This is a genomic window from Janthinobacterium sp. JC611, from assembly GCF_018682595.1.
GTDB lineage: Bacteria > Pseudomonadota > Gammaproteobacteria > Burkholderiales > Burkholderiaceae_D > Janthinobacterium.
The window spans coordinates 68,670-87,126 of sequence record NZ_JAFLJN010000014.1 but is presented as its reverse complement, the minus strand read 5'-3'; the positions used below and the strand labels follow the sequence as shown (position 1 = coordinate 87,126).

Below are 18,457 nucleotides of genomic sequence, written 5' to 3'. Positions count from 1 at the left end.
GATTTTGCCCTTCGGGCCGCTTGTGCAGCCACCCCGGAATTAATGTGACAAGTCACTGTTTTTCTGATGTACGCGGAACTTGCGCGCTCAAGATCAGCACCAGATCGGTATGCAGCTTCGTCCCTGATCGAGCGGCCCAAGATGACGGCAGAAAGGAGAAGCCAGAGGAGCTATCGACGGTTTGAGCATCGTTCAGCCCACCGATCAACAATACCTCGCCATCGTTCACCGTCACCGCTGTTTTGACCTGGCGCTTAATCAGCGTGGGCGAACCCGTCACGCCGCTGGCCGTTGGCTTAAAACTGGAAATTTGTCCATCGATGGCGAGATTGATTTTTCCGCTACCGAGTATCTTGGGCAGCACGTCGACAATGACGCCGGAAGGCCGATAGACGATGTTCTGCACGCTGTTGCCGGAATTGTCTTTACCAGTGCTGGCAATCGTCGGCGTTTCATCGCCCACCGTCAGCACCATCTTTTGATAGTCGTCACCCACGATCCGGCTGTTCGATACCTGTTTGAAACGGCCATCGGTATTGAGCGCATCGATCACCAGCTGAAAATTTGTTCCGCGTAAGCTGATCGCAGACGCCGAATTGACGCTCCCCAGCGACGCACCGAACTTTGCACCGAGTACGCTGGCCATGATGGAAATTCCGCGGCCCGAGCTAGCGTTATCCGTGACCTCGACCCACGACGCCGACACATCAACCATACGCGGCAACTGATCGAGCGCACCTAGCAGAATACGCATCTTGTTTAACTCTGCCGGGCTGCCGGTAAGCACAATTTGATTGCCAGCCGCGACCGCACTGCGAGGGCCAAACGCAGCCGCCACTACCTGCACCAAGAAATCAGCCGAACGGCCAGCCGGCGCGTATACCTCGGACTCATCATCACGGCGCCGGCCGGAGGTACTACCTGCACCACCACTGGCATACCCACCGTCAAAATATCCCTCATCTGATTTAAGCCTGTTCAGCGGCGCAAACAAGGCTGCAGCAGACGACGACACGCTTTGTGTAGTGACCTCAGGTGGAGGCGACACGACCGGAGCTTGCGCAAAGCGTGAAGACTGCGCAGCACGCAGGTAGTACACACCGTCGCGCAACTCAGACGAGATACCCTGATCAGCAAGTACGCCTTCAATAAAAACAGGCAATTGCTGGGGCGTCAGCGACCGCACAGAAACCGAAATTTTGCGATCCAACGCCAGCGCATCCGGCGCAATCACAAAATCGCGCTCGAGAAGATTTTTGTACGTCGCCTGCGCAAATGCCACCAGCGGAGCAGAGGACAAATTGATGGCGATGGGCTGGTTATTTGCCATCGCCAAGCAAGGCGAAAGCAACAGGTACAAGAGCCATTTTTTCATGCGACACCTCGCACCCACAAGTCCGGCTCAATCTGCGCTATCCAGCCGCCATCCACGAAGCGGAAGCGCAACGCCTGTATCACGCGCCCGTCAGACAAACTGACAATATATTTATGCCCCTGATTCATGTAGCCGACGCCTGTAATCGTCTTCGAATAAACAAATTCCTCATTTTTCTGGACAACCTCATGTGCAAAAAATGAGCCGCCGAAGTGGTATCCAAAAACACCAAGGGCAGCGCCCAACAGCAGCGAACAGAATAGAAATTTAGACATATGTTTGTGTGGTGGCTTAGGAGGAAGCGCCCTACGGCGCAACAGTGACAAGGCAGCAGGCGTAGCCTGCAATGGCCCGATGAAATCGGGAGGAACACCCACCACGGCAGATAAGTGCCATGCCGACAGCAAGGAATGCGTGCCATGGGGGTAGCTATCAGAAAAGACTTGCGTGGTGTTATAGGCATTGTTCAAGTCATCACCCCGGAAGTACCAGCGATCCGCCACCAGCCCATCGGGAGAAGCGCCCAAGCGCACGACACCAATATGCAAGCGGGGCATGCTGCCCGACGAGGCGCCAGCCGTCATAAACGCAATGGCGGGGCTCAGAAGCGGCACCTTCATGCGGTCAAGACGATTCAACCGCACCACATATTCAAGCAGCGATTCGCGCAACTGTTTATCGACCTGACTGATGTTCTGCATAATGAAAAAAATGTCCCAACCATACTTACGCGCATGGATGGCCCATTCCAGCATTTCCGCCCTGCCCTTGTCCTGAAAATTGCGCGTATTGAGCCAGGATCCGCACTCATCGAGAATGAGCGCACCATTGTGGTGTTCATCAAATCCCGGCAGCAACTTAGGTGATGGTGCAATGGCCGTGATACCAGCGCGGCCATACTGCAAAATAGGCTCAAACTGGATAAACCGATTGCCGCTACCGACCATGTACAGATCGACCGCTGACGGCTTGTCTGGCACGCGTATGACCACGCTTTTATCCGTCGATGGCATCAAGTGCTCAAGGAAAACGTCACAGTTCGTCGCCACCCTTTTACCGTCGCGCAGGTAACGCCTGATCTGATCAATTGCCGCCTTCCCCTTACCACTGCCGAGCTTGCCCGTAATTGCGTAAACAGCCATATCAAACGCCTACTTGGTAACAATGTTCAGGCCCTTTTTCTGGAAAACGTACAGCTGGCAAGCAAGCCACACCGAAACGTAACAAGAAGCAGCAGCCATCGTAGTGCTGTTAAACGCAATGCCGAGACCAACGGCAAAGTTTGGATGTGAAGTGGAAATCCCCGAAATACCCTGCGCACAAACGCCACGGGCGCACGAGGACATCGCAGTCATGAGAATTCCAAAAAGCGTCAACATCACCAGCACAGCCGAGACACGAAACGCTTTTTCAGCCACCATGAACTTACCGAAAATATTAATCAGCAGAGTAACAATCGAGATAAGTAAATTTCCGAGAAGAGGCATGATTAAGCTTTCGCAGCAGAGGTAACTTGTTGAACAGAACCAATAACGGCGAAGAAACAAATAACGCCGGAAATGAACTTTGCAAATATGTCAACATACGAACAAATGCTGACTTCATATGTTCCACGGCCTATAGGATTAGGGACAGTTGGATTCGTGCAAGCAGCGGTATTAATTTGCGGAAACCAATCACCAAGCATCAATTTATCTTTTGAAATTTCGCCTATCTGATCCAGCGCGTCTTTATTCTTCGCTTTGATATCACTTAACTGCGAATCCCCCTCATCGCCATTCATACCCTTAACTCCGGTCTCATCGATACGGCATGCCGGTTGCCCTGGTGCGCCACAAGCAGCCTCTTGCTTACCACCAGAACCGGTTCCTGTGCCTGTGCCTGTGCCGGTGCCGGTGCCGGTGCCGGTGCCGGTTCCGGTGCCTGTTCCGGTGCCTGTTCCGGTACCTGTACCTGTTCCGGTGCCTGTTCCGGTGCCTGTTCCGGTACCTGTTCCGGTACCTGTTCCGGTACCTGTTCCGGTACCTGTTCCGGTACCTGTACCTGTTCCGGTGCCTGTTCCGGTGCCTGTTCCGGTACCTGTGCCTGTTCCGGTACCTGTGCCTGTGCCTGTACCCGTTCCCGGATTATTCGGATCAGGAGTCTCTGTACCAGTACCGCTACCGTCACCCGGCCCCACAGAACCATTAAACGGAGGCACATCAGTAGGATCAGCCCAAATAGAACATTTTTGTCCCGTTTCTTCCATTGCCAAATTACAACTAACTAATGCCAAATTTGGCGACACAGTACGAGAATCATTGCAGGCTGAAACAGACGAAGTGCGCGCCACACAACCCTCAATACAAACTTTGTAATTTTTTGCATCAGCATCGGCCATAATTGCTTGCTTTAGTACCGGTGGCGCAATCTGCCAATATCCAGTCGCCACTTTGTACGAACCGAGCGCATCGCCATCAAAACATTTAACTCGCTGGCATTGCTGACCAATCGGCTTAGAAATATCATACTGAAAGCGAGGACGATCACAATCCTCACGGAGAGTACTTTTTGCAACCTGCTTACCATCCGAGTTCTTAATCGTATAAGCACCGCCAGAGTCAGGCCCTTCGCAAGTAAAGCCATAATCACGAGAATAAGACGCTCTCACAGTGGCCAAAATGCCAGAACAATTAGGCGTTGCAACAGGCATCGCATAATCTGAGAAATAGACTTTTCCGCCACCGGCATATACCGGAGCCACACTCACAAATAACAAAGAAATAAATGCAAAAATAAAACGCATAATGGCCCCTCAAAAAAAAAGGCGACCGAAGTCGCCCATACCGCAGAGCCGGACTTAGCCAGCCTTCGAGAATGCCTTTTTCATCATCTTGATACCCCAGAAGCCACCGGCGACCAGGACGGCAACCGCGAACGCCGCCGAGATGTACGTGCTGGCAGTGCTGGACAATGCAGTGATCGCGGCAACACCTTGATCATCAGCAGCCGACGCACCAGCCGAAACAGCGACAGCACCCACCAGAGCCAGACCACGCAGAATATTTTTGTTCATGTTCAATTCCTTAAAAATTGGCCTACAAGTACGATTGACGGCGACCAAACGCCAAAAGAAAGCTAATCCAAAATTTCGATAGAACGCCGGATAATTCGCTGTATCGAGCCAGCGGCATACCCGATCCCGAACGCGCTCAAGGCGTAGCCAACGGCGGCGGCAATAGTCATTATTTGTGCTCCAAAAACCGGGCAATAACATACTTGACCAAATGCACGCCGCAGACAAACAGGCCAGCCAAAAACAGAATGGGCCAGAGGTTTTTAAGCAGCATCATCGTTGCGCCCCTGCGATCCAGCCCAACGCGAACAGCACCACTACGGCCGCTGCGAAAAACGCATCCAAAGCCTTGTCCTGCACCGCCGCTGCCGCCACGTATTCAGCGCCTGACTCGACCACATAGGCACATGCGGACAACTCAGTTGGCGCGCTAGACACCGTGTAAAGCACAGCACCTGACGGAGCGTCTGGCCCCGTCATTTGTGTGGAATCGACGCAGGAAGGCATGGGAAATTACGAAGCGGTTTGTTGACCTGGGTTCGCCTTGATGGCGGGAGCCGCTGCAGCGGGTTTTGCTTGGGAAGCAGCGGAAATTGCAGTGATAGAAAAGACCTGCGCGCCGACACGTTTGTCCTGCGAGATCGAGACTTCGAACTCAACCTCATACATGCCCGGTTGAGTGTCTTTGAAGCGCTCCGGCAAGACCAGCTCACCGATTAACGGCTCGATGACGCCGGTATCGCGGTTTGGCTTGTGGACGATGCATTGCGCCATGCGCATATCGTAGTCATTGCCGGTTTTTTTCGAACGGCCAGCCACTTGAGTGACATGCAAAATTTGGATAGTGTTTTTCATAGTCTTTTCCTTGGAGTGAGTCGCCCGCTAGAGCGATTGCGTTTTGCACAAGTCAGCAGCCGAAAAAACCTCCCAAGGCGTACCAGTGGGCAAACAGGCGGCCCGTGGGCCGGAGACTGAGCGGTTTACATTCAACCTAGATGTGCTATCGTTTACTTACCCAAACGGACAAGAATTTGCGCGTTTGGACAAATACATATTATTGTCCAAACGTGTAAATTGCAAACAGGAAATAACTATGAACTATGCAGAATTGATAGAAAATGCAATGAAGGGACGCCCGACGCTGGCGATGTCCAAGCTGTGGGGACTGCCAAACTCAACGTTGGTGAAGTATGTGAAGGGGGAGCGTATGCCAGACTTCAATACGGCCCTGAAGATCGTAAAAGAAGCTGGCGTAGACCCTGCCGTGGCCTTTGAGGCGCTGGCAGAAGAAGAACGCAACCACAAATCGAAAAATTTCAAATTGCAGTTGCAAGATAATGGTGGGCCTCCCGTGAGTCGAACACGGCACCAACGGATTATGAGTCCGCTGCTCTAACCAAGCATGAGCTAGAGGCCCGGGGGACTGCGGCGTGGCGGCGCTGTTGATGCCCGCCTCGCGCGGCCGTTTTGGAAACGGACACGCGAGGATAGGGGTATCAGGGGCGCGCGTCAAGCCCTATTGGCTTCTAGTTGCCTTCCAAGAAGCTTTTCAGCTTGTCGGAGCGCGATGGGTGGCGCAGCTTGCGCAGCGCTTTCGCTTCGATCTGGCGGATGCGCTCGCGCGTCACATCGAATTGCTTGCCCACTTCTTCCAGCGTATGGTCGGTGGACATCTCGATGCCGAAACGCATGCGCAGCACTTTCGCTTCGCGCGGCGTCAGGGAATCGAGCACGTCCTTGACCACGCCGCGCATGGACGCGTGCAGGGCCGCGTCGGCCGGCGCCAGGGTGTTGTTGTCCTCGATGAAGTCGCCCAGGTGGGAATCGTCGTCGTCGCCGATCGGCGTTTCCATGGAGATCGGCTCCTTGGCGATTTTCATGATCTTGCGGATCTTGTCCTCGGGCATTTCCATCTTGATCGCCAGGGTGGCCGGATCGGGCTCCGCGCCCGTTTCCTGCAGGATTTGGCGGGAAATCCGGTTCATCTTGTTGATCGTCTCGATCATGTGCACGGGAATGCGGATCGTGCGCGCCTGGTCGGCGATCGAGCGCGTGATGGCCTGGCGGATCCACCAGGTCGCATACGTGGAAAACTTGTAGCCGCGGCGGTACTCGAACTTGTCGACGGCCTTCATCAGGCCGATATTGCCTTCCTGGATCAGATCGAGGAATTGCAGGCCACGGTTCGTGTATTTCTTGGCGATCGAGATGACCAGGCGCAAGTTGGCCTCCGTCATTTCGCGCTTGGCCTTGCGCGCCTTCATTTCACCGGCCGCCATCTGGCGGTTGATGTTGCGCAAGTCCGGCAGCGGCAGCACGACGCGCGCCTGCAGGTCGATCAGGCGCTGCTGCAGTTCCTTGACGGTTGGAATGTTGCGGCCCAGGATGGCGCTGTACGCGTGTCCTGCGTTGACTTCGCCATCGACCCAGTCGAGATTGGTTTCATTGCCGGGGAAGACCTTGATGAAGTGGGCGCGCGGCATGCCGCAGCGGTTCACGGCCACGTCGAGGATCTGCTTCTCGATATGGCGCACTTCGTCGACCTGGCCACGCAGGGTGTCGCACAGCTTTTCCACCACCTTGGCCGTGAAGCGGATGCCCAGCAATTCTTGCGAAATGGCTTCCTGCGCCTTGGCGTACGGTTTCGAGTTGTAGCCTTCTTTTTCGAAGGCGCGGCGCATCTTGTCGAACTGCTGCGAAATGACGGCGAATTTTTCCAGCGCCGTGCGTTTCAGGGTTTCCAGCTGCTCGGCCGAGAAGCCGGCGGCGCCCGACGCGCTCGCTTCTTCTTCCTCTTCTTCTTCCTCTTCTTCCGCTTCGCCCTCTTCCTCGTCTTCTTCGACGGGAGCGGCCACGACAGGAGCGGCGGCGACCGGTTCGTTTTCATCGACGAGGCCGTCAACGATTTCGTCGATCTTGATCTCTTCGTTGGCGATGCGGTCGGCGGCGGCGATGATCTCGGCGATCGTCACGGGACAGGCGGAAATAGCCTGGATCATGTCTTTCAAGCCATCTTCGATGCGCTTGGCAATCTCGATCTCGCCTTCGCGCGTCAGCAGCTCGACCGAGCCCATTTCGCGCATGTACATGCGCACGGGGTCGGTGGTGCGGCCAAAGTCGGAGTCGACGGTCGACAATGCGGCCTCGGCGGCAGCTTCCGCCTCGTCGTCGCTGGTGACGACGGCGACGTTATCGGACAGCAACAACGTTTCCGCATCGGGCGCATGCTCGTAGACGGCGATGCCCATGTCGTTGAAGGTACCGATGATGCCTTCGATGGCTTCCGGATCGACTATGTTTTCGGGCAAGTGATCGTTGATTTCCGCGTAGGTCAGGAAACCGCGTTCCTTGCCGAACTTGATCAGGGTCTTGAGTTTCTGACGCCGGCGCTCGAGTTCTTCCTCGCTCGCTTCCGTGTCCGACGAGAACGCATCCTTCAACAGCGCGCGCTCTTTCGCCTTGCGATCCTTGGCCTTGGCCTTGTCGACGGCCTTCAGTTCGGCCCGCTCGACGGCGTTCAGGGCGGCGACTTCATCATTTTCTGGCTGGAATTCTTTGGGTTTGCGGCCGCGGCGGCCTGGCACTTTTACCGACGGCAAGACATAACCGGACGTATCGATGGCCGCCAGGGTGGCGGCGTCGGTGGTCTGGCTGACCACGGGCGCGCTGGTGACGCGCGCTTCTGGCCGGTCGAGCGCCTTTTCGGCTTTCGTGGTAACTTTAGTGGGCTTTGCAGCCGCTTTGGATTCGGGTTTCTTGATTGGCACAGGCGCTTTCGATTACACAACGACTTGCTTTACGGTGGATTAGGATAAAGTTTGCTGCCAGTTCCCTGTCTACCTGCGGGAACCACCATCTTCGAACCTGCCGACTACGCAAATTCGACACTGTTACGTTACTTACACCTCATCGGCCACGATCCGCGGGAATCGCAGCAATTCCTGTCCACCGGCTGTTGCCAGCCGCCTCGGCAAAAATTCCTGCATCGACCGCGTTGGGAGCGAGAGCGTGGCGCGGCTTGCCAGCGTCTGCGAGCCTTGCCCGCAACGCCGAAAACGCCAGTTGGCTCTGGCCGCCGACACGATCCACCGCGCCGATCAAGAGCCTAACTTACTGAAAACAAATACTATTTACGAAACAGAACTAGCTTGCCAAAGCACACAATACTTAGCATTTAATTATAGCACGCGAAAAATGTTTTTCCAGTGCGCGCCATACCCTCAGGACAACGTTATCGATTCACCAACTCAGCGTCGCGCTCGCGCTCCAGCTCGCCTTGCTCCTGCATGATTTCGCGGTAGCGTACACCAATTTTCTCGGATGGCAAACCCGACGCAAACAATTGCTGCAATTCCGCCTTCAAGGCATTCAATTTGATCTCGCGGATGGTACTCACCAGCCATGACAATTCGCTGTCGTAATCGGATTCCGTGCCGGCCGCGATCTCGCCGATGATCTCGTCGTATTCGCTGCCCAGCTCCTTCAATTGCTGCGCCAGTGCGGCAAAACTGCCATGCTCGCCCAGCGCCTGGCCGACGGCCACCAGCTGTCCCAGGCTATGGGCCGCGTCCGGTCCCAGGTGCTGGAAGGCCGTCAGGGCGGCCTCATCGATGCGCAGGGTCAGGGGCGGATGCGCCACCAGCATGCGCATGATCTTCAATTCCAGGCCCACGGGTACGGGGCGGCCCGATTTCGGCGGCGCGCGATGCGCCACGGCAACGGGTTTCGCCAACTCGAACAGAGCTTCGATCTCGGCCGGCGTGGACTGCGTCAGCTGGGCCAGGCCGCGCACGATCTGCAGGCGCAGGGACGACGGCGCCATCAGCTGCAGCAGGGGCTTGGCGTCGAACTGCACGCGGGCGCGCCCTTCCGGTTCCGACAAATCATGCTCGCCCGACACTTCTTTCAGCAAAAACTGCGACAGCGGTATCGCTTCATGCACTTGCTGCTCAAAACCCTCGGCGCCGAATTCGCGGATATAGCTGTCCGGATCGTGTTCCGACGGCAGGAACAGGAACTTGATCGTCTTGTTGTCCGACACGTGGGCCAGGCTCGCTTCGAGCGCGCGGCGGGCGGCGCGGCGGCCGGCCTTGTCGCCGTCGAAGCTGAAAATCACGTTGTCCGTCTGGCGCAGCAGTTTTTGCACGTGGGTCGGCGTGCAGGCCGTGCCCAGGGTCGCCACCGCTTGCGGGAACCCCATCTGCGCCAGCGCCACCACGTCCATGTAGCCCTCCGTCACCAGCACGTAGCCGGCGTCGCGGATGGCCTGGCGCGCCTCGAACAATCCATATAGTTCGAAACCCTTGGAAAACAAGGGGGTTTCCGGCGAATTCAGGTATTTCGGTTCGCCATGGTCGAGCACGCGGCCGCCAAAGGCGATGACCTGGCCCTTGGTATTGCGAATAGGAAACATGATGCGTTCGCGGAAACGGTCATAGCGCTTGCGGTTATTGCCCTCTTCATCGACCTTGTCGATCACGAGACCGGCCTCGGCCAGCGCCACCACATCGTAATCGGGGAAGACGGAGCGCAGGTTGTCCCAGCCGCCGGGCGCGAAGCCCATGCCGAAGCGAGCGGCCACTTCGCCCGTCAGGCCCCGGTTCTTGAGGTAGGCGATGGCTTCCGGCGCGTGGCGCAATTGCCCGCGGTAATAATCGCAAGCCTGCGTCATGGCGTCGGACAGGGCCAGGCTTTGCGCCTGGATCTGCGCGCGCTGGGCGGGCGGGATCTTGTCGTCCGCTTCCGGCACGACCATGCCCACGTTCTGCGCCAGGTCCTTGACGGCGTCGACAAAGCCCATGCCCGAGTACTCGATCAGGAAGCCGATCGAGGTGCCATGCGCGCCGCAGCCGAAGCAGTGATAGAACTGCTTGGTGGGGCTGACGGTAAAGCTGGGCGACTTTTCACTGTGGAACGGGCACAAGCCCATGAAATTGGCGCCACCTTTTTTCAGTTGCACATAGCGGCCCACGACGTCGACGATATCGACGCGGTTGAGCAAATCGGAAATGAAGGATTGAGGTATCACTGGCGAAGGCGGGTCTTGTTCTAGGTCAGACTATACTACCGCACGTGGCCGGAGGTTGAGCCAGGTCAACGTGTGGGCTATTAACAGGCTGCCAGCGCGACGGCGGGCAGCCCTTGCTACTATTGTATGCTTACGCCGCCGGCGTCAAGGCTTTCTTGACCAGCGCGGAAACAACCGTCATGTCGGCGCGGCCAGCCAGCTTCGGCTTGACGATGGCCATGACCTTGCCCATGTCTTGCGGACCAGCGGCGCCCGAGGCGGCCACGGCGGCTGCCACTTCGGCCGCCACTTCCTCGTCCGACAGGCCGGCCGGCATGTAGCCGATCAGGTGCACCAGTTCGGCTTTTTCGATGTCGGCCAGGTCGGCACGGCCACCGGCTTCGAACTGGGCGATCGAATCCTTGCGCTGCTTGATCATCTTTTCCACGATGGCCGTCACGTGGGCATCCGTCAATTCGATGCGCTCGTCGACTTCCTTGCGCTTGATTTCCGCCAGCAACAGGCGAATCGTGCCCAGCTTGCCCGCTTCCTTGGCGCGCATGGCGTTTTTCATGTCTTCGGTAATTTGTTCTTTCAAGCTCATGGCAATCCTCGTTGGTCAGTATGGGTTCAGTGCGCGTGCATGCGACGGGGCCAAAAAAGCGAAAACCCGCCGCGGCGAACCGGAGCGGGTATGCGACTCATCTGAAGTATCACTCCAGGCGAATCAAAACAAAACCCGTGGCGAACAATGCGCCGAACTACCCGGGTTGGTTTTGACTGAACAGTCTTAGAATAATTTTTTCGGCAGTTGTTGGCTGCGGATGCGTTTGTAATGACGCTTGACAGCAGCTGCCAGCTTGCGCTTGCGCTCAGCTGTTGGCTTTTCGTAGAATTCGCGAGCGCGCAATTCGGTCAGCAGACCCGTTTTTTCGATGGTGCGTTTGAAGCGACGCATTGCGACTTCGAACGGCTCGTTTTCTTTAAGGCGAATAGTGGTCATGTAAAATTCAAACCGTTGAGGTGGTGTATAGGAAGAGATAGATAGTAGCAGCTTTTATTCGGAAAGGGAAGCCCCTCCCCACTTGCGCGCGGGATGCAGCCTGCGGTCGCTGCCGGAATGTGACGTGAATGTCGCGTAAACCCCACGCACCGGGGCGGCGCACGGGGCGCCAGAACCCCATCCTACAGAGTTGCTTACTGCAAAGCAATACCTGCCGCCACGCCCGAGGCCCAGGCCCACTGGAAGTTGTAGCCGCCCAGCCAGCCCGTCACGTCGACCGATTCGCCGATGAAATACAGGCCCGGCACTTTATTCGCCATCATGGTCTGCTGCGACAGTTCGCGCGTGTCGATGCCGCCGCGCGTCACTTCCGCCTTGCGGTAGCCTTCGGAACCGTTCGGCACAATGGACCAGGCATTGATGGCCTGGCCCAGCTTGCGCAGCTGCGCGTCGGGCATGTCGGCGATGCGCGCGTCCGGCGCCAGGCCGTTGACGGCCAGCAGGCAGTCGGCCAGGCGCTGCGGCAGCCATTGGGCGACGATATTGCCCAGCTGCTTCTTCAGGGTGCCCTTGCCTTCAATCAAGGTCTGCGCCACATCCACTTCCGGCAACAGATTGATGACGATGGGCTCGCCCGGCAGCCAGTAGCTGGAAATCTGCAGAATCGCCGGGCCCGACAGGCCGCGATGCGTGAACAGCAAATCTTCGCGGAAACGCGCGCCCGTCGCCTTGCGGCCTTTCAGGCTGCCCGTCTCCACATCGACTTCCAGCGCAATGCCCGACAATTCCGCGAACGGCGCCCAGCTGGCCGCATCGAACGTCAGCGGCACCAGGGCCGGACGCGGCTCGACCATCGCCAGGTCGAATTGTTTGGCGATGCGATAGGCAAAGTCCGTGGCGCCGATCTTCGGGATCGACAGGCCGCCCGTGGCGATGACGATGCTCGCCGTCTCGATGTCGCCGTTATCGGTCTGCAGCACGAAGCCGCCGTCGCCTTGCCGGGCAACATTGTCGATCTTGCACGGCATGCGCCAGTGCACGCCGCCAGCGGCGCACTCGTCCTTGAGCATGTCGATGATCTGCTCGGCCGATTCATTGCAAAACAGCTGGCCCTTGTGCTTCTCGTGGTAGCCGATGCGGTATTTTTTCACCAGCGCGAGGAAATCCTGCGGCGTGTAGCGCGACAGCGCGCTCTTGCAGAAATGCGGGTTTTCCGAGAGGAAATTTTGCGGGGTGGCGTTCATATTGGTGAAATTGCACCGTCCACCACCCGAGATGCGGATCTTTTCGGCCAGCTTGGCCGCGTGATCGATCAACACCACGCGCTTGCCTTGCTGGGCGGCAACAGCCGCACACATCATGCCGGCCGCGCCCGCGCCGATCACTGCCACATCAAATTGTTTTGCCATAAGAATTCCGGTCACCGCTGATTACAAAGACGCCATTGTAAACCGCGGCGACGCGGCTAGCGCGGCCGTGCTGCAATCTGCCGCGACGCCATCAGGCATTGCGCCACCTGCGCGGCGATCGATGGCGGCACGGGCGCCTCGCCACGCAGCACGGCCGCGATCCAGTCGGCCGTGGTGGCCGCATCGCGCTCGGCCGGCAAATGCGGCAACTCTTCCACCAGCAACTGTTTTTCCACCAGCAGCGTGCGTTCGCTCCCGTGAAACCAGTCGATCTGCTGCGCCTTGCTGGCGTTGGCCACCGTCTCGCCTTCCGTGCCGCGCATCAGGAAGGCGTCGCCGCGCGCCGGATCAGAGGCGGTCAGGAAATATTCGCCGAGCATTTCCAGGTATTCCGGGTGCGTGTACGACACCAGGCGCAGGGCCGGGCCGGCGAACGGCTGCATGATTTTCACCAGCGTGTGCGTGGAATTGCGCACGCCCAGCACGCGCCGCAGCGACAGCATGTGCGCCAGGCGCGGCGCCAGCGCGGCGATGGGCAGGAAGGCGGCTTCGCCGCGCGCCATGGCGGCCTCGGCTTGCGCATGGTCCGCCGAGGCCGGCACGCCCAGCGCGGCCAGCACTTCGGCCGTCGTGATGCGACCCGGGTCGCTCGTCACGCCATGCACGAGCACGGGCGCGCCCGCGCGCGCCAGCAGCAGCGCCAGCAAGGCCGTCAAGTTCGCCATCTTGCGCGCGCCGTTGTAGCTGGGAATGATGATCGGGGCGAACTCGCCGGCCGGCGCGGCCAGCGGCGCGAACGACGCTTCGGCCGCGTCAAGGAAGCCGGCGATCTCGTCCACGGACTCGCCCTTGATGCGCATGGACAACAAAATGCCGCCCAACTCCAGGTCCGACACACGGCCCTCGAGCATGGCGCGATACAGGGCGCGGGCGTCATCGCGCGTCATGCTGCGCGCGCCGTTCTTGCCGCGTCCTATTTCCTTAATGAAACGTGCTGCGGGGAATGGCTCACCGGCCACATCGGTATGGGGGATGGATACAGTCGTCATGGCGCCAGCTTACACGGATTTTCTCCCTCGCAGACGGGCTGGAGGACGCCATAGGCGCCAATGCAACAGTCTTTCCCGCTATTTTTCGGGTGAACTGCATCGCGAGCGCATCCAAACGCGCCGCCGCTGCGTATAAGACGGTACAGGGGGGAACTCATCATGGAACACGCGATCAAACAGGAAACCGCCTTCGTCGGCATCGAACCGAACAAGCTGCTGCTGAAGGCCGTGCTGCTCTCGGGCGGTGAAGTGCTGTGCAAGGTGCTGGAAAACGACGTGGCCGGCTACCGCTGGCTGCGCAGCTGGCTGCAAAGGAACGATGTCACCATCATGGGCTTGCGCGTCTGCATGCGCCTCGATATGCCGTACAGCGAGGCGGCCGCCAACGCGCTGGCCGGCATGGGCATGCTGGTCTGCGATGCCCAGCCCGCGCCGCTGCAAGACTATCTCCGCAACCAGGGCTTGCCTGAGAATGCGGCACGCAGCGCCGTGGTGCTGGCCCATTATTGCGCGGCGGCACGCCCTGCCCCCTGGACGCCGCCCTCGCCCGCCTACGTGGAATTGCGGCTATGGCTGCGCCGCCTGCAAGCCGTGCGGCAATTGCGCAAACAGGAAATGGCGCGCCTGGAAAGCCATTTCCATGCGGGACAGATTGCGCTGCATCAATTATTGCGCAAGCAAATCGCCTGCCTGGATGCACAGATACGCCAGCACGAAAGCGCCATCTTCGAGCATGTGCGGCGCCATCCCGACCTGCCCCGGCCGCCTGAGCTGGCCGGCAACTACCAGCGCATCGCCCGCTACGGCGTTGGCGCCAGCCTGCCGGGCAGCCACTGAGCGCCCGGCTGCAAGGGGCCGGCGGCGTGCCGGCCCTGCCATAAAAACAACTCAGCCATTCCCGTTTTGGCCCCATCCCCTCCGCCAGCCCGCATTTCCGCTACACTATTGCCTCTTAAAGAACGCAATAGCGAAAGCCGAGCCAGAATCATGAATACGCCAGACATCGAAAATATCAACGTCACCTCCTTCGCGCCCATGCCGACACCGGCTGAATTGCACGCCAAGCTGCCCCTGTCGGAAAGCGCCTTCGATACCGTCAGCCGCGGCCGCGAAGCGCTGCGCAACATCATCGACCGCAAGGACCAGCGCCTGTTCGTCGTCGTCGGCCCGTGCTCGATCCACGACCCGGTCGCCGGCCTCGATTACGCGCGCCGCCTGAAAGCGCTGCAAGAGGAAGTCAAGGACACGATGCTGCTGGTGATGCGCGTGTATTTCGAAAAACCGCGTACCACCACGGGCTGGAAAGGCTATATCAACGATCCGTACATGGACGATTCCTTCAAGGTCAACGAAGGCATGGAAAAGGCGCGCCAGTTCCTGCTCGACGTGTGCGAACTGGGCCTGCCCACCGCCACCGAAGCGCTGGATCCCATCTCGCCGCAATACCTGGGCGACCTGATCGCCTGGACGGCCATCGGCGCGCGCACCACGGAATCGCAGACGCACCGCGAAATGTCGTCCGGCCTGTCGACGCCCGTCGGCTTCAAGAACGGCACCGATGGCGACATCAGCATCGCCGTCAACGCCATCCTGTCGTCGGCGCACCCGCACTCCTTCCTGGGCATCAATGCCGAAGGCAACGTCGCCATCGTGCGCACGCGCGGCAACGCGTATGGCCACGTGGTGCTGCGCGGCGGCGATGGCCGTCCGAACTACGATTCGGTCTCGATCGCCATCGCCGAACAGGCGCTGGCCAAGGCCAAGCTGCCAGCCAACCTGGTGGTCGACTGCTCCCACGCGAACAGCTATAAAAAGCCGGAACTGCAGCCGCTGGTGATGGGCGACGTGGTCAACCAGATCCGCCAGGGCAACCACTCGCTGGTGGGCGTGATGATCGAATCGAACATCGTCGGCGGCAACCAGAAGATCCCGCAAGACCTGTCGCAACTGACCTACGGCTGCTCCGTCACCGACGGCTGCATCGACTGGGACACGACGGCCACCATGCTGCGCGACGCGCATGCGCATTTGCTCAATCGCCCGAAGTAAACAGCTGGGGTCAGCCCCCCTCTTGCGTTGGCGCTGAACCTGGCGTTAGCGGCATTGAGGGTCTGACCCCAAACACCTATGCCATCTGCACATGCGGCAGCACGGCGAACGATCCCGCCAGCGCCTGTTCCGCCTTGCTGGCCGGGATATTGAGCTCATTGACGTCCAGGTAGATGCGCCCGTCCATGAGGCGCACGGCATACATGCGCGCCATGCCCTGCACGGGCGCCACCAGGCGGCCCGAATCGAGCTCGATGATCCAGCTGTTCTTCGGCCCCATCAGGTTTTTCTCCATCAACACGCCATGCGCCAGCGGGCCGCCCAGGCCGGGCACCGTGTCGAGCAGCGCGTACACCGTATCGTCCGCCGCGCGGAACAGCGCCACGCCGGGCAAGTCCTGCCAGGCCAGGCCCCGCTGCACCATGCGCGCGCCCGCCAGCGGCATGTCCTTCAGGCGGCAAATCATTTTCCATTGTTCCGACATTGCGAACTCCCTTGAGAAAGGCACACGCCTGTCTAAGCAAGAGCGGTGCCAGTGGCGGCACAGGCGCAAGAGCGGTGAAATACAAGGCAAAACCCTACCGCGGCGCACTGCGCAAGTGCACACTGCCGCCGAAATGGTGCGCCGGCCGCACGGTGGACTGCCCGGCTTTCCTTTACAATGGCGGATTACTCCTCCCTATCTAGCACCTTCATGATTGTTCTTGGCGTCGAATCCTCCTGTGACGAAACCGGCCTGGCCTTGTACGACACGCAACGCGGCCTGCTGTCGCACGCCCTCTATTCGCAAGTCGCCATGCACGAGCAATATGGCGGCGTGGTGCCGGAACTGGCGTCGCGCGACCATATCCGCCGCGCCATCCCGCTGCTCGAAGAAACCCTGGACAAGGCCGGCATCACCCTGCCCGAAATCGACGCCATCGCCTACACGCAGGGCCCGGGTCTGGCCGGCGCGCTGCTCGTGGGTTCTTCCGTCGCCTGCAGCCTGGGCCTGGCCATCAACAAGCCGGTGCTGGGCATCCACCACCTGGAAGGCCATCTGCTGTCCCCCTTGCTGGCGTCGGAGCCGCCGCAATTTCCCTTCATCGCCCTGCTGGTGTCGGGCGGCCACACGCAACTGATGCGCGTCGATGGCGTGGGCCAGTACACGATGCTGGGCGAAACGCTCGACGATGCGGCCGGCGAAGCGTTCGACAAGTCGGCCAAGCTGCTGGGCCTTGGCTATCCGGGCGGCCCCGCCATTTCGCGCCTGGCCGAATTCGGCGACCCGCTCGCGTACAAGCTGCCGCGCCCCATGCTGCACTCGAAGGACTTCAATTTCAGTTTCTCGGGCTTGAAGACGGCCGTGCTGACGGTGGTGAAGAACCATGAAGAAAAGGTCATCGCCAATATCTGCGAGCAGGACAAGGCGAACATCGCGCGCGGCTTCGTCGACGCCATCGTCGACGTGCTGACGGCCAAATGCGTGTCGGCCCTCAAGCACACGGGCTTGAAACGCCTGGTGATCGCCGGCGGCGTGGGCGCGAACGCACAGCTGCGCGCCTCGCTCAACGCGGCCGCCGCCAAAAAGCGTTTCAAGGTGTATTACCCGGAGCTGGAATTCTGTACCGATAACGGCGCCATGATCGCCTTCGCCGGCGCCATGCGCCTGCAAATCAATCCCGACGCCGCCAAGCACGATTACTCGTTCAACGTGCGTCCGCGCTGGCCGCTGGACGAGATCCGCGAAGTCTGATCACTCCAGCAGGAAATTGCGCGCGCCCGCCAGGGCCGCGCCCTCTTCCACCGTTTCATCCTTCAAGTCCACGCCCGACAGCCGCCGGCTGAACGCCTGCGACAGCAAATAATGCAGCCGGTACGCGGCCGGCGCATACGCCAGCCCCGCGGGGCGCACGTTCGAGATGCAGTTGCGGCGCTCGTCCAGCAGCCCCACTTTTGGCGCCCACGTCAGGTACAGGCCCAGGCTGTCCGGGGAACTCAGGCCCGGGCGCTCGCCGATCAGCACCAGCACGGCGCGCGCCCCCAGCAATTGCCCCACCTCGTCTCCCACCGCCACCCGCCCCTGCACCACGATGTGCAGCGGCGACAGCGTCCACGCTTCCAGCGCCAGCCGTGCGCGCAAGGCGGCCAGGAAGGGCGCCGCGTGGCGCTGCACCGCCAGCGCCGACAAGCCATCGGCCGCCACCAGCGCCAGGTCGATTGCCGTAGCACCGGCGGCCAGCCGCGCCCGTGAAACGTCGTCAAGCCGGCGCCCTAGGTCGGGACGCTGCAGGTATTCGCTGCGCGTGGCGGCCGCGCTGTGCAACTGCACGCAGTCGTGCCCTTGCGCTGCCAGCGCGCCGGCCAGCGCCTCGCCATCGAGTTCCAGGTGCACGGCGTCGCGCGCCCGCGCATGGGCCAGCTGGAACGCCAGCTGCGCGCGAGTCGGCACGCTCACGCCGCGGCGCCCGAGCGCGATGCGCGCCGCCGTATGCGCGCGCAGCGCCTGCCACAGATCGGTTTCGTCCATG

Annotated in this window: 17 protein-coding genes and 1 tRNA gene; 3 read left to right on the top strand and 15 right to left on the bottom strand. The window is 59.7% G+C overall.

Going from position 1 to position 18,457, the window contains the following annotated elements:
- Nucleotides 1-52: 52 nt before the first annotated feature.
- The 13 genes from J0O65_RS09655 to ybiB all read right to left on the bottom strand — a co-directional run bounded on the left by J0O65_RS09655 (nt 53) and on the right by ybiB (nt 13,898).
- Nucleotides 53-1,375 (bottom strand): type II secretion system protein GspD, encoded by a 1,323-nt coding sequence (locus tag J0O65_RS09655; protein WP_215406258.1) that lies wholly within the window; start codon nt 1,373-1,375, stop codon nt 53-55.
- Nucleotides 1,372-2,517, bottom strand: a complete 1,146-nt coding sequence (locus J0O65_RS09650; protein WP_215406256.1) for a zonular occludens toxin domain-containing protein — start codon at nt 2,515-2,517, stop codon at nt 1,372-1,374. The genes J0O65_RS09655 and J0O65_RS09650 overlap by 4 nt, the downstream gene beginning before the upstream one ends.
- A gap of 9 nt (nt 2,518-2,526) precedes the next feature.
- Entirely contained in the window at nt 2,527-2,862 is a 336-nt protein-coding gene (locus J0O65_RS09645) for a hypothetical protein (RefSeq protein WP_215406253.1), read from the bottom strand.
- Nucleotides 2,863-2,864: 2 nt separating this feature from the next.
- Entirely contained in the window at nt 2,865-4,160 is a 1,296-nt protein-coding gene (locus tag J0O65_RS09640; RefSeq protein WP_215406252.1) for a hypothetical protein, read from the bottom strand.
- 54 nt (nt 4,161-4,214) lie between these two features.
- A complete protein-coding gene (locus J0O65_RS09635; RefSeq protein ID WP_215406250.1) occupies nt 4,215-4,430 on the bottom strand; it encodes a major coat protein in 216 nt (71 codons plus the stop codon).
- A gap of 513 nt (nt 4,431-4,943) precedes the next feature.
- Nucleotides 4,944-5,285 (bottom strand): hypothetical protein, encoded by a 342-nt coding sequence (locus J0O65_RS09630; protein ID WP_215406248.1) that lies wholly within the window; start codon nt 5,283-5,285, stop codon nt 4,944-4,946.
- Nucleotides 5,286-5,768: 483 nt separating this feature from the next.
- Nucleotides 5,769-5,847: transfer RNA gene (locus tag J0O65_RS09625), tRNA-Ile, on the bottom strand.
- 109 nt (nt 5,848-5,956) lie between these two features.
- Nucleotides 5,957-8,197, bottom strand: a complete 2,241-nt coding sequence (gene rpoD, locus J0O65_RS09620) for an RNA polymerase sigma factor RpoD (protein WP_099666644.1) — start codon at nt 8,195-8,197, stop codon at nt 5,957-5,959.
- Nucleotides 8,198-8,661: 464 nt separating this feature from the next.
- On the bottom strand, nt 8,662-10,458 hold the full coding sequence (dnaG, locus tag J0O65_RS09615; RefSeq protein WP_215406246.1) for a DNA primase: 1,797 nt from the start codon (nt 10,456-10,458) through the stop codon (nt 8,662-8,664).
- A gap of 130 nt (nt 10,459-10,588) precedes the next feature.
- Nucleotides 10,589-11,041 (bottom strand): GatB/YqeY domain-containing protein, encoded by a 453-nt coding sequence (locus tag J0O65_RS09610; RefSeq protein WP_215406244.1) that lies wholly within the window; start codon nt 11,039-11,041, stop codon nt 10,589-10,591.
- A 186-nt stretch (nt 11,042-11,227) separates the two neighbouring features.
- The gene (rpsU, locus tag J0O65_RS09605) at nt 11,228-11,440 is read right to left on the bottom strand and encodes a 30S ribosomal protein S21 (RefSeq protein WP_008451879.1); all 213 of its coding nucleotides are present in this window, start codon (nt 11,438-11,440) and stop codon (nt 11,228-11,230) included.
- Nucleotides 11,441-11,634: 194 nt separating this feature from the next.
- Entirely contained in the window at nt 11,635-12,849 is a 1,215-nt protein-coding gene (locus tag J0O65_RS09600; protein WP_215406242.1) for a BaiN/RdsA family NAD(P)/FAD-dependent oxidoreductase, read from the bottom strand.
- 56 nt (nt 12,850-12,905) lie between these two features.
- A complete protein-coding gene (ybiB, locus tag J0O65_RS09595; protein WP_215406240.1) occupies nt 12,906-13,898 on the bottom strand; it encodes a DNA-binding protein YbiB in 993 nt (330 codons plus the stop codon).
- A gap of 159 nt (nt 13,899-14,057) precedes the next feature.
- On the opposite strand from ybiB, the gene J0O65_RS09590 reads away from it, so the two are divergent.
- Complete coding sequence (locus tag J0O65_RS09590) at nt 14,058-14,735, top strand: hypothetical protein (RefSeq protein WP_215406238.1); 678 nt, start codon at nt 14,058-14,060, stop codon at nt 14,733-14,735.
- Between the two features lie 150 nt (nt 14,736-14,885).
- Nucleotides 14,886-15,947 (top strand): 3-deoxy-7-phosphoheptulonate synthase, encoded by a 1,062-nt coding sequence (locus tag J0O65_RS09585; protein WP_215406236.1) that lies wholly within the window; start codon nt 14,886-14,888, stop codon nt 15,945-15,947.
- 76 nt (nt 15,948-16,023) lie between these two features.
- Here J0O65_RS09585 and J0O65_RS09580 read toward each other — a convergent pair whose 3' ends face one another.
- Nucleotides 16,024-16,431, bottom strand: a complete 408-nt coding sequence (locus tag J0O65_RS09580; RefSeq protein ID WP_215406234.1) for a nitrite reductase (NAD(P)H) small subunit — start codon at nt 16,429-16,431, stop codon at nt 16,024-16,026.
- Between the two features lie 210 nt (nt 16,432-16,641).
- Between J0O65_RS09580 and tsaD the strand changes: the two genes are divergently transcribed.
- On the top strand, nt 16,642-17,682 hold the full coding sequence (gene tsaD / locus J0O65_RS09575; RefSeq protein WP_215406232.1) for a tRNA (adenosine(37)-N6)-threonylcarbamoyltransferase complex transferase subunit TsaD: 1,041 nt from the start codon (nt 16,642-16,644) through the stop codon (nt 17,680-17,682).
- Here the strand turns inward: tsaD and eutC are convergent, their stop codons facing one another.
- A complete protein-coding gene (gene eutC, locus J0O65_RS09570) occupies nt 17,683-18,456 on the bottom strand; it encodes an ethanolamine ammonia-lyase subunit EutC (RefSeq protein ID WP_215406230.1) in 774 nt (257 codons plus the stop codon).
- Between the last annotated feature and the right edge of the window lies 1 nt (nt 18,457).